This is a genomic window from Kitasatospora sp. NEAU-CNBT7 (genome assembly GCF_057220535.1).
In genome coordinates this window covers 1-10816 of the sequence record NZ_JBXQQB010000069.1, presented here as the reverse complement: position 1 = coordinate 10816, position 10816 = coordinate 1, and the positions used below count along the sequence as shown (strand labels likewise).

Sequence of the window (10816 nt, the reverse complement as noted above, 5' to 3'; positions counted from 1 at the left end):
AGAGGACGTTAAGTCCGTTTCTGGTAGCGGCCGCGTCCGGGTTGGTCGAGGAGTCCCTGACGAACGAGTCGTCCCAGGCGGGAGCGGGTGGCGTTGATCGAGGGCTCGTTGGTGGGCAGGCCGAGGAGTTCGTGTAGGTCGCGAACCCGGAAGACCCGCCCGGGATGCTCGTTGAAGGCGGTCACGATGCGCTGGTAGACGGTGGCGGTCTCCGCAGGGGCCGGCTCGTGGTCGGGCAGGGCGAGGCCGTCGATGACCTTGCCGGCGGTGGCGATCTCGGCGAGGCGGGCCTCTACCTCGGCCAGTGCACCGGTGAGTTGGTCAATCTGTTCGCGCAGGTAGTCGGCGCGTGTGGCGGCCTCGTCGTGTTCGGCCTGCAACAGCCGCAGGAGTTCGGTGACGTTCATGCTGCCAGCTCGACGTCGTCGCGCCAGGCAGGGCTGGGGGCGGTGAGGCGGCGGAGCATGCCGGCGGTGGCGGCCCAGTAGACGCGGGAGGCGGCGTTGTCGAGCCGGTGGTCGTAGTCGCGGGCAAGGCGCCGGTGGAGCATGAGGGTGCCGTTGACCTGCTCGACCACCCACCGCTTCGGTTGCGGAACGAACCCCTTGCCCACGTCGTCGGGGTTGCGCCGGACCACCTCGACGGTGATGTCCTTCACCGCCCCGTGGATGATCACGGCATCCTTGAAGCCCTGGTCGACCAGGGCCTTTTCCAGACGCATCCCGCACCGCTCGTCCGCCTGGTCCAGCAGGGCGATACCGGCCTCGTTGTCGTGCGCGCTCGCGGCCAGGACGACCACGCCGATGATCAGGCCCAGCACGTCGACGGCCAGTCCCCGCTTCCTCCCGGGCGTCTTCTTGTTCGCGTCCAGCCCCGTCGTCCCCTTCGGCACCCCGGCCGCCACGCGGACGGACTGGGTGTCGATGATCACCAGGGACGGGTCCTCTAATCGTCTGGCCCGCTCCCGCACCTGGCAGCGCAGGATCTCCTGGATCCGCTGGTCAAGGCCGTCCTGGCGCCACAGGGTGAAGTAGTAGAACACTGCCGACCAGGCCGGTAAGTCGTGCGGCAGGAGCCGCCACTGGCACCCCGTCCGGTTCTGGTACAGCAGCGCGTTCACGACCTCGCGCAAGTCACAGGAGCCCGGATCCCCGGTCGCCGACCGCGACACCCGCTCCTGCTTCCAGGCGGTGACCAGCGGCTCGATCAAGGCCCACTGCCCGTCGGACAAGTCTGTTGAGTACGGCATCCGTTCCATACCCCGACCCCACCATGCACACGACACGCGAGTCAGCCCGAATACCTCCGTACCCACAAACGGGCGACACCAGATCATCCAGAAACGGACTTAACGTCCTCTCATAGCGTGCCGCCGCCGGCCGACACCCGCGCGGTGTGGCTCGACAGAGGCATGAGGACGACACGGTGACTTCAAGTCAGGATGCCCACCGCACTCCCTCCCCGCTCCCGTCGAGTGCAAGGCCAGCCTGTGATCCTGATCGGTATCGATCCGCACAAGTCCTCCCACACCGCCGTCGCCGTCGACACCTCGGGTCACCAGCTGGCCAAGCGCCGGTTCGTCGTCAACGCCGGCACATTCCGCCAGCTCATGGCCTGGTGCGAGCAGTGGCCCGAACGTCGCTTCGCCGTCGAGGGCGCCGGCGGCCTGGGCCGCTCGCTCGCCCAGCAGCTGGCCGCCGCCGGCGAGGACGTGGTCGACGTGCCGGCCACGCTCTCCGCCAGGGCCCGGCTGCTGGCCACCGGCGGCAACCGCAAGACCGACGAGGCCGACGCCCGCCACGTCGCCCAGGTCGCCCTGTTCCGCCCCGACCTGCGGCAGGTCACCGCCGAGGACCAGACCACGATCCTGCGGCTGCTGACCGAGCGCCGCGACGACCTGGTCCACGAACGCACCCGCGTCCTGAACCGGCTCCACGCCGTCCTGCGCGACCTGCTGCCCGGCGGCGTCGCCACCGGCCTGTCCGCCGACAAGGCCGCCGCCGCGATGAAGGGCATCCGCCCCGTCACCGCCACCGACAACTGCCGCCGCGACATAGCTCGCGATCTGCTGGCCGACCTGCGACGCCTGGACCGACTGGTCAAGGACAACGAGGTCCAGATACGCGAGGCGCTGGCCGCGACCCGAACCACGCTCACCAGCCTGCCGGGCTTGGGAACCGTGCTGGCCGCCAAGGTCATCGGCCACGTCGGCGACGTCACCCGCTTCCCCACCGAGCACCACTTCGCCAGCTACACCGGCAGCGCGCCGCTGGACGCCTCCAGCGGCAACAACGTCCGCCACCGGCTCAACACCGGCGGCAACCGCGCGCTGAACTCGGTCCTGCACGTGATCGCTGTCGTCCAGATCCGCGACGGTGGTCGCGGCCAGGAGTATTACCAGCGCAAGATCGCCGAAGGGAAGACCCCCTCCGAGGCCCGTCGAGCCCTCAAACGGCGGCTGTCGAACGTCGTCTACCGGATCATGAAACGCGACCGTCGGACCCAACTCGCCGCAGCAGCTTGACACACAGAGGCGCTATGAAGTCACAAACGCCCGTCCGGCCGCGTGCGTGGTGACGCCGCCGACGGGCCGACAAATCCGAAACAGGACAGCCGAAGCGTCAGTCAGCCGAAGGGTCAGACCCGCCAGCAACATCACCACGAACATCATCACTGTCAGCCGGTCACCGCGCTCACCGCGGTCGGCCTCGTCCTGCCGGATCCAGTTGCGCAGGGCCTCGTGGTGCACACCCAGGTCCCGGGCCAGCTGCCGGATCACCGGCTTCGGATCGGCGGACCGATACATCGCCACCGCCCGCTCACGCAATTCCAGCGGGTACTTCATCGGTGCGGCCATCGTGGGGCTTCCTTCCATGCTCCCCATCTGAACTACTGTCAGCTTCTCCCAGATCCCGGGGGAGGCTCACTGTCGGACCAGCTCCTGGGCGAGGTTCCTGGTCGACTTGGTCGTCCAGCGCAGTGGTGACGTCGGGTCCCCTCGCGTGTCGGGCTCGACCAGGGCGAGCAACGCGGAGCGAAGGGCCGGGTTCAGGTCGGCGACACGCTTGCGGCCGCCGCCGACCTTGCGGACGCCCCAGCGGGGCCTGTCCGGACTCGAGCTCGCGCACGCCAAGGGACACGGTGGCCTCGCGAACTCCGGCAGCACGGGCGACCAGCCTGATCCCACCATGACCGACGGCACGGGCTTCGGACCCAGCAGCAGGCGCCGCTGTCGCTCATCGAGGTGAGGCAGGATGGACTCGAACTTCGCAGCCAGTACTACCAGTTGAGCGTCACGTGTCCCCATACCACGCCAACGACTGGCAGAGCGGAAAGCCACGGGTTATTAATCTGCAAGCCCGAAGGGCACGGACCTGTCCCGGTGGTCCGCTGAGGACCTCGAAGCCGTCGCCCTGGCGATCAATAACCGACCCCGCAAGATCCGTGGCTGGAAGACCCCCGCCGAGGTCTTCGAGGAGCAGCTACGCTCACTACAACAGCCCGGTGTTGCAACGACTGGTTGAACTCACCCAATATACGTCCGGGGCGTACACCACCCTGTGCGACAGATTGGGGCGTGGTGCAGTCCGTGGGGCGGGTGGGTTCGTGTTTCGACAATGCCGCGGCCGAGGCGTTCAACTCGCTGCTCAAGGTCGAGTATATTCACCGGCGGCGCTTCGCCACCCGCATCGAGGCCCGCATCAAGCAGGGGCGTTTCAAAGTCTCGGTGATCATGTGAGTCCGCAGGTCGCGGTGGTACGAGGAGTCCGGGCCTGGCCGTCACGAACGCAACGAAGCTCCGGTTGAACGGGGTGACCTTCCCAAGTCGCCCTGAACCACCGGAGCTTCGATGTGCCGCCAGTCTGCCACCGTCTGCCTGACCAAGGAGAAGACTCAACAAGCCAGTGGCGTGATCGTGTTACGAGCTCATCGGCCGCGTGTCGTCTACAAAGCAGTCCCAGGCCGCCCGAAAACGGGCGGCCTGGGATTTTTAATGACCCATCCGACCGAAATTTCCGAAGCGCTGCGGAGTAAATTCACGACCGCCCGGTATGGTGCGGGCCAAGCTCGCGTATAGCTGCCACCGCCCGACAAGTAGCAGAGAGCAACTGATTCTTCCGCCGAGCACTGTCGACGGCGACGTTGCGATTGAGCTTTGCACATCGGAACTCAGTCGCCACCTCACGGAGAAACCAAGATCCCCGACAGAGTCAAGCTAGGCTACCTCGCCTCAACCGCGCTCCCTCATCACTTCGGATAATTGGCTTTCTGAAGAGCTTCATGAAATTTCAAGAAAGTCTTTCGCTCATCTTTCCCCATGTCCCCAAGTAGCGATTTAATCTTCTTTTCGAGTCCGGCCGAAGTGTACTTTCCAAATTTTTTGGAAACTTCTACTGCTTCATCGAATGAATCAGAAAGATCGGATTCTGCGATTGAAGAAATCCTACTGCTTCCCCCTTCGGCGACCCAGAGGGGGAATAGGAATTCATCTCCAACGTCACTGCCCTTTTCTTTTATCCCGTAAGCCTCAACCGTGTCGAAGTGCACCCTGATCGAGGGGAGAACTTTTGCATCGCGCTCACCGATTTCGACAAGGATGCTCTTCCGCGTTGCGTCGTCACCATTCATGTAGGCGGTATGCACGCCCTCGGCCTCGCGCAGAGCGGTCAGCATCTCCTCGCTATCCGCCAGCACGGCTCCCTGTTGATTGCGAACCCATTTCAGGAGCGCGAACCGACCGGCTTCGGAATAGATCTTTTCGCCCTTCTGGCGAATTTTTCCAATAGCTCGTTCGACTTTCTTTACTTCACGTACTACCTCTCGATCTGCACTGCTCAGCTTGCCCCACCAGGCTGCGGTGAGATGATTGTGATCACAAGCGCCATCCACCTCTTTTGCTACATCGCGAATGATTCCCTTGATGCTTTTATCGGTGACCACATTCAGCGGGCTGTCAGGTGATATTGCGTGTGCGTAAAGCGCATACTTCCCCCGCTCTTCCAGAATCTTGCGTGCCACATTTTGTGCCGCTTCGGTTTTCTCGCGGCGTTTTTTTGCTGCAGCCTCGAGGGCGGGACGATCGCTAAGGATTTCGACCTTACCATCCTCAAGATGCGGCTGTAGCATTGACTGCACAACGGTGGGGAAGCTGTCTAGCATCTCATAAAGCACATCATGCTGCCCATCGAAATGCATTGTGCGTAGTTTTGTCACCAACTCGGCAAAATCCTCGCCGATCAGCTCTGAATATTTCCCGCGCCTTCCAATATCTCCGTTGAAAAACATCTCAGCCGGTGCATTTTTTCCTGGACCGATGGGTTCGTCTGTGACAGGGATACCCCAGACGGGGCTTCCTGATGTGCCTCGGCACGCAAGGAGATAGATCGTCTTTGCGCAGTTTCCGTGCGCTTCCGAGAGTCGCTGGAGGGTTCCGTCGCAGTGGTGGACCTCTGTGCAGGAGTCGGGATTCCTGCACAATACTCCACGCTCCAGCAGATGGTCACCGACGAACTCGATCTCCGTGCCGTCCGGCACGACGTTAACCAATGCGGCATGCTCAAATCCAGAAAATGGACTGAGGTAGAGGTTTTCCATCTCATCCCCCCCGGAAAGCATTAGCTGCAGAGCAGTCTTGTCATGTTGCAGCATTTCCGAAATGGACAGGATTCCGCTTGTTGAAAACAGGTTTGTACCTTCTGGGCAGAATAGATAAAGTGTCAAATTATTCGGAACCTTGACACTGCCACCCCAGGCTTCCCCGTGTCCGGCAACTACAATATCCATTTGCGTCAATCCAATCTTGTTCGAGAGCGTCAAAGCGGAGCCCTTTTCGATATTGTGACACCTTTGAGGATGTTATCAAATGGCCTTTTGTGCAGCCATTGGGGCACTACTGACTTCGGCTTGTCAGGGTGACGTTGGGGTGTCGAGGGGCAGGCTGGTGCCGGCTATGAATGAACCGCCCCGGTGTGTTCTGAGACTCCACTTCGTGAGGAGATGGAGTCCATGTCACGTCCTTCGAGGAACTACTCGGCCGAGCTGTGCGAGCGTGGGGTGCGGCTGGTGGCCGAGGTCCGGCCCGATCGTCCGACCGAGTGGGCGGCGATCTGCTCGGTCGCCGGCAAGCTCGGGATCGGCAGCGCGGAGACGCTGCGCAAGTGGGTCCGCCGGCAGGGTCGTTTCAAAGTCCTGCTGAGCACCTGAGTCCGCAGGTCATGGCGATGCAGGGGTCCGGCCTGGCCGTCACGAACGCGTCGAAGCTCCGGTTGGACGGGGTGACCTTCCCAAGTCGCCCTGAACCGCCGGAGCTTCGATGTGCCGCCGGTCTGCCGCCGTCTTTCCTGATCAAGTCGCCCGCTCTGGAGGGTATGGCGGGATTGCCGCTGGTGGAGCGGTTGCGGCTGCTGCCCGATCCGCGTCGACGCCGAGGAATGCGTCACCCGTTTCGTGGCGGTGCTCCTGGTCGCCGCCTCGGCGGTGGTCGCCGGTGCACGCTCGTACGCGGCCATCGGCCAGTGGGGTGCGAACGCCCCGCAGCACACCCTGGCCCGCCAGGGCGCCCGGGTCGCGGGAGCACTGGGCGTGCGCGTCGCACCGAGCGCCGCCACGATCCGGCGGGTCATCGGCCTGGTCTGCCCCGGCGGTCCGGCGGACCTGACCGGCGCCGATCCTGCCGGCTCGGGTTCGGTGGCCGTCGATGGCAAGGCCGCCCGAGGCTCGCGGCGCCGCGGGGTGCCCGCCCGCCGCCCACCTGCTGGCCGCGATGACCGGCGACGGCCGTACCGTCACCCAACTGCGAGTGCCCGACAAGACCAACAAGATCACCTGCTTCGCCGCGCTGCCGGCACCCTACGACCTCACCGGAATCACGGTCACGGCCGACGCCCTGCACACCCGGCGCGCCCACGCCCGCTTCCCGGTCGAGGAGAAGAAGGCCCACCACCTGCTTGTGGTCAAGGCCAACCAGCCCGAACTCCACCGCCGGCTGCGGTCACTGCCGTGGAAGGACGTCACTGCCCGCCGCTACGACCGCGAGACCGGCCACGGCCGCAAGGAGACCCGCGTGACGAGAGCACTCACCGTCACCGACCTCGACCTGGACTTCCCCCACGCCGTCCGGGCCGTACGCATCCTGCGCCACCGCACCGACCTCACCACCGGCAGGTGCAGCCGCCGGACCGTGTACGCGATCACCGACCTGACCTCGCAAGAGGCCTCGCCCCAGCGCCTCGGCCATCTCGCCAGGTCGCAGTGGACCATCGAGAACCGGCTGCACTTCGTCCGCGACACCACCTTCGCCGAGGACGCCTCGAAGACCCGTACCGGCCATGGACCCGAGAACATGGCGACCCTCCGTAACCTGGCGATCAATACGCTGCGGCAGCACGGGCACCGCAACATCGCCGCCGGCCTCCGGCATGCCTCCTACGAGCCCTTCAGCCGCCCGCTCGACCTCCTTGGCATCACCTAGCACACTCACAAGATCACCGGACTTTGCAACGCCCCGGTGAGTGGGAAGTCGGCCTACCAGTGGCACCAGTTGTGGCGCGACGGTGGCGTGTAGGCGCTGGCATCGCGCGGCCCGGGTGGGTCACGGTGCCGTCTGTCGCCGCGCTGCATGGAGAAGCTCGCTGCGTATCTGGAACAGGGCCCGGCCGCGCACGGCTGGGTGGAGGACCAGGTGTGGACGGCCTCACGGGTGACCACGCTGATCGGCCGGAAGTTCCACGTCTCGTACAGCGTCTCGGGCGCCACCAGGCTGATGCACCGGCTCGGTTTCAGCCCGCAGGTCCCCGCGCGGCGGGTGGTCGAGCGCGACGAGCAGGCCGTCACCGTGTGGAAGGAGGTGACCTGGGCGGAGGTGAAAAAGTCCGGGCGGCCTGCGGGGGATACATCTGTGGACGGTCACGTAATTCCCCATGGGCCTGGTCACGTAATTCCCCAGGTCCTCGGACCTTGCGTCCGTATCCTGTGATTCCGATGCCGCTCTTCGGCCGGCACTCGGGTTCGTCGGCGCTGAGGAGGGATGAGACTACTGTGACCGGTCTTGAGGCCACTCGCGTCGCGTTGCGCGAACTGGAGGGGCGGCCGTTCACGGCCATCGGCCGGGCCGCGACGCTTGCCCTTGCGGCCAATCAGCTTCCAGGGCACTGAGTAGAGGGTGCGGCCGACCTTGATGTGGATGTCCGGTCCGACCGCAGCGGTGGACCAGCGGGCCAGCACGAACGGCTTGTCCGGCAACGGCAGTAGGGCCTTGGCCTCCACCGCCTCGAACACCGACAGCGGGCTCGCGCCGCCCAGCGGGCGGCACTGCCTGCGGCCGGCGGTGCCGGTCGACCACGTCAGGGCCTCGGCCTGCATCTGCTCGACCGAGGTGAACTCCCGCCCGCTCCAGAACGAGTCGCGGACATACGGCATCGGCCGCTCGACCCGCGGCTTGTCCTTCGGCTTCGCAGCCCGGGCCGGGTCGACCAGGGCGCCGTAGTAGGTCGCGAGCTCGGCATACGACTTGTTGATCTTCGGATCGTAGAGGTCCGGCCGGTCCACCGCCGTGCGCAGGTTGTCCGGCACCAACCGCCGCAGGACACCGCCGAAGAACCGGAACGCTTCGACGTGGGCCTGGGTCCAGGCGTGCTGGTCCATGTGCACCACCGGTCGGACGAACATGTGGCGCGAGCAGGGCAGCACCATCACGAACGCCCAGATCCGGTGCCGCTTGCCGGTCGACGGGTTGATCCACTGCCCCAGGAAGCCGTAGTCGATCTGGGCCTCCGAGCCCGGCTCGACGTCGTCCCGCAGCACCGTCACCTTCGACCGGGCCGACTCGTCCGGGAGGTTCTCGGTCACCCACCGGTGGAACGTCGACAACGACACCGCCAACTTCCCCTCATCTCTGAGGCGTTGATGGATCGTGGTCACCGTGGTCGTCTCCAGCAGCCCCTTGACCAGGTCGCGGTGCGGCTCGATCTCCGCCCACGTGACCTGGTCAGCCGGCGCCGGGCCAGCTCCGGGAACCAGCTCTTGATCAGTTTTCCCCAGTCCGCCTCACTCATCGGCGGCCCACCCGGGGCCATCCCGGACGCCTCCGCCGGCGCCAGATACTTCCTGATGGTCTTGCGGTCCACCCCCAACGAGGCCGCGAGCCGGTTCTTCGACCGGCCCGCGTACCAGTGGACGTAGATCTCGACGATGTCGACCACGGTGAACGTTCTCCTTGCCCTCCAGAGTGTCCGTCGACCTCTCGGTCTGCCGATCGAGGGACGGTGACGACTCCGAGATGGTCAGGACCCTCAACCCGGCTCGGGGATGCCCAAGGGGAACCTGAACGGTTCGGATGGAACGATCACTCGCAGGTCAAACCACCTGATCTGGGGTATTCCAGGCTTCCACCGTGGTCAAGTTCCCCGTGGGGACTCGTGACCGCGCCCCTGGCCAATTCCGTGACCAAGAAGCCTCAGAGGACGTTAAGTCCGTTTCTGGATGATCTGGTGTCGCCCGTTTGTGGGTACGGAGGTATTCGGGCTGACTCGCGTGTCGTGTGCATGGTGGGGTCGGGGTATGGAACGGATGCCGTACTCAACAGACTTGTCCGACGGGCAGTGGGCCTTGATCGAGCCGCTGGTCACCGCCTGGAAGCAGGAGCGGGTGTCGCGGTCGGCGACCGGGGATCCGGGCTCCTGTGACTTGCGCGAGGTCGTGAACGCGCTGCTGTACCAGAACCGGACGGGGTGCCAGTGGCGGCTCCTGCCGCACGACTTACCGGCCTGGTCGGCAGTGTTCTACTACTTCACCCTGTGGCGCCAGGACGGCCTTGACCAGCGGATCCAGGAGATCCTGCGCTGCCAGGTGCGGGAGCGGGCCAGACGATTAGAGGACCCGTCCCTGGTGATCATCGACACCCAGTCCGTCCGCGTGGCGGCCGGGGTGCCGAAGGGGACGACGGGGCTGGACGCGAACAAGAAGACGCCCGGGAGGAAGCGGGGACTGGCCGTCGACGTGCTGGGCCTGATCATCGGCGTGGTCGTCCTGGCCGCGAGCGCGCACGACAACGAGGCCGGTATCGCCCTGCTGGACCAGGCGGACGAGCGGTGCGGGATGCGTCTGGAAAAGGCCCTGGTCGACCAGGGCTTCAAGGATGCCGTGATCATCCACGGGGCGGTGAAGGACATCACCGTCGAGGTGGTCCGGCGCAACCCCGACGACGTGGGCAAGGGGTTCGTTCCGCAACCGAAGCGGTGGGTGGTCGAGCAGGTCAACGGCACCCTCATGCTCCACCGGCGCCTTGCCCGCGACTACGACCACCGGCTCGACAACGCCGCCTCCCGCGTCTACTGGGCCGCCACCGCCGGCATGCTCCGCCGCCTCACCGCCCCCAGCCCTGCCTGGCGCGACGACGTCGAGCTGGCAGCATGAACGTCACCGAACTCCTGCGGCTGTTGCAGGCCGAACACGACGAGGCCGCCACACGCGCCGACTACCTGCGCGAACAGATTGACCAACTCACCGGTGCACTGGCCGAGGTAGAGGCCCGCCTCGCCGAGATCGCCACCGCCGGCAAGGTCATCGACGGCCTCGCCCTGCCCGACCACGAGCCGGCCCCTGCGGAGACCGCCACCGTCTACCAGCGCATCGTGACCGCCTTCAACGAGCATCCCGGGCGGGTCTTCCGGGTTCGCGACCTACACGAACTCCTCGGCCTGCCCACCAACGAGCCCTCGATCAACGCCACCCGCTCCCGCCTGGGACGACTCGTTCGTCAGGGACTCCTCGACCAACCCGGACGCGGCCGCTACCAGAAACGGACTTAACGTCCTCT

9 protein-coding genes and 5 pseudogenes are annotated in these 10816 nt (G+C 65.4%); 8 read left to right on the top strand and 6 right to left on the bottom strand.

Annotated features, from left to right (window positions below; translation table 11 throughout):
• Positions 1–8 precede the first annotated feature (8 nt).
• Together AC2TEW_RS37300 and AC2TEW_RS37295 are read right to left on the bottom strand one after the other, a co-directional pair.
• Positions 9–407 carry a type IV toxin-antitoxin system AbiEi family antitoxin domain-containing protein gene (locus AC2TEW_RS37300; RefSeq protein WP_484627668.1) on the bottom strand — a complete coding sequence of 133 codons (399 nt, stop codon included), beginning with the start codon at positions 405–407 and terminating at the stop codon, positions 9–11.
• Positions 404–1258, bottom strand: a complete 855-nt coding sequence (locus AC2TEW_RS37295; RefSeq protein ID WP_484627669.1) for an IS5 family transposase — start codon at positions 1256–1258, stop codon at positions 404–406. The genes AC2TEW_RS37300 and AC2TEW_RS37295 overlap by 4 nt, the downstream gene beginning before the upstream one ends.
• A gap of 231 nt (positions 1259–1489) precedes the next feature.
• Here AC2TEW_RS37295 and AC2TEW_RS37290 point away from each other — a divergent pair, with 231 nt between their 5' ends.
• Positions 1490–2524, top strand: coding sequence for an IS110 family RNA-guided transposase (locus AC2TEW_RS37290; RefSeq protein WP_484627674.1), 1035 nt, complete (start codon positions 1490–1492; stop codon positions 2522–2524).
• A gap of 12 nt (positions 2525–2536) precedes the next feature.
• Here the strand turns inward: AC2TEW_RS37290 and AC2TEW_RS37285 are convergent, their stop codons facing one another.
• Complete coding sequence (locus AC2TEW_RS37285) at positions 2537–2857, bottom strand: transposase (protein ID WP_484627673.1); 321 nt, start codon at positions 2855–2857, stop codon at positions 2537–2539.
• A gap of 69 nt (positions 2858–2926) precedes the next feature.
• Positions 2927–3307, bottom strand: a pseudogene (locus tag AC2TEW_RS37280) (ISAzo13-like element transposase-related protein); the annotation flags it as partial.
• Between the two features lie 52 nt (positions 3308–3359).
• Here AC2TEW_RS37280 and AC2TEW_RS37275 point away from each other — a divergent pair.
• Both AC2TEW_RS37275 and AC2TEW_RS37270 read left to right on the top strand, forming a co-directional pair.
• Positions 3360–3524: pseudogene (locus tag AC2TEW_RS37275) on the top strand (IS30 family transposase); the annotation flags it as partial.
• Between the two features lie 53 nt (positions 3525–3577).
• Positions 3578–3739 (top strand): hypothetical protein, encoded by a 162-nt coding sequence (locus AC2TEW_RS37270; RefSeq protein WP_484627672.1) that lies wholly within the window; start codon positions 3578–3580, stop codon positions 3737–3739.
• 509 nt (positions 3740–4248) lie between these two features.
• Here the strand turns inward: AC2TEW_RS37270 and AC2TEW_RS37265 are convergent.
• Entirely contained in the window at positions 4249–5817 is a 1569-nt protein-coding gene (locus AC2TEW_RS37265) for a putative adhesin (protein ID WP_484627671.1), read from the bottom strand.
• 189 nt (positions 5818–6006) lie between these two features.
• Here AC2TEW_RS37265 and AC2TEW_RS37260 point away from each other — a divergent pair.
• The 3 genes and pseudogenes from AC2TEW_RS37260 to AC2TEW_RS37250 form a co-directional block, all read left to right on the top strand.
• Positions 6007–6171, top strand: a pseudogene (locus AC2TEW_RS37260) (IS3-like element ISMyma3 family transposase); the annotation flags it as partial.
• A gap of 526 nt (positions 6172–6697) precedes the next feature.
• The gene (locus AC2TEW_RS37255) at positions 6698–7471 is read left to right on the top strand and encodes an ISAs1 family transposase (protein ID WP_484627670.1); all 774 of its coding nucleotides are present in this window, start codon (positions 6698–6700) and stop codon (positions 7469–7471) included.
• Between the two features lie 36 nt (positions 7472–7507).
• A pseudogene (locus tag AC2TEW_RS37250) lies at positions 7508–7897 on the top strand (transposase); the annotation flags it as partial.
• 227 nt (positions 7898–8124) lie between these two features.
• On the opposite strand, the pseudogene istA reads toward AC2TEW_RS37250, so the two are convergent.
• Positions 8125–9200: pseudogene (gene istA, locus AC2TEW_RS37245) on the bottom strand (IS21 family transposase); the annotation flags it as partial.
• Positions 9201–9558: 358 nt separating this feature from the next.
• Between istA and AC2TEW_RS37240 the strand changes: the two are divergent.
• Together AC2TEW_RS37240 and AC2TEW_RS37235 are read left to right on the top strand one after the other, a co-directional pair.
• Positions 9559–10413 carry an IS5 family transposase gene (locus AC2TEW_RS37240; RefSeq protein ID WP_484627669.1) on the top strand — a complete coding sequence of 285 codons (855 nt, stop codon included), beginning with the start codon at positions 9559–9561 and terminating at the stop codon, positions 10411–10413.
• Positions 10410–10808: a type IV toxin-antitoxin system AbiEi family antitoxin domain-containing protein gene (locus AC2TEW_RS37235; RefSeq protein ID WP_484627668.1), complete on the top strand. Its 399-nt coding sequence runs from the start codon at positions 10410–10412 to the stop codon at positions 10806–10808. The genes AC2TEW_RS37240 and AC2TEW_RS37235 overlap by 4 nt, the downstream gene beginning before the upstream one ends.
• Positions 10809–10816 lie beyond the last annotated feature (8 nt).

Bases quoted from the DNA above. Each gene is read 5' to 3' on its own strand.
- AC2TEW_RS37235 (WP_484627668.1), top strand. From the start codon at position 10,410: ATGAACGTCACCGAACTCCTGCGGCTGTTGCAGGCCGAACACGACGAG.
- AC2TEW_RS37300 (WP_484627668.1), bottom strand. From the start codon at position 407: ATGAACGTCACCGAACTCCTGCGGCTGTTGCAGGCCGAACACGACGAG.
- AC2TEW_RS37240 (WP_484627669.1), top strand. From the start codon at position 9,559: ATGGAACGGATGCCGTACTCAACAGACTTGTCCGACGGGCAGTGGGCC.
- AC2TEW_RS37295 (WP_484627669.1), bottom strand. From the start codon at position 1,258: ATGGAACGGATGCCGTACTCAACAGACTTGTCCGACGGGCAGTGGGCC.
- AC2TEW_RS37255 (WP_484627670.1), top strand. From the start codon at position 6,698: ATGGCAAGGCCGCCCGAGGCTCGCGGCGCCGCGGGGTGCCCGCCCGCC.
- AC2TEW_RS37285 (WP_484627673.1), bottom strand. From the start codon at position 2,857: ATGGCCGCACCGATGAAGTACCCGCTGGAATTGCGTGAGCGGGCGGTG.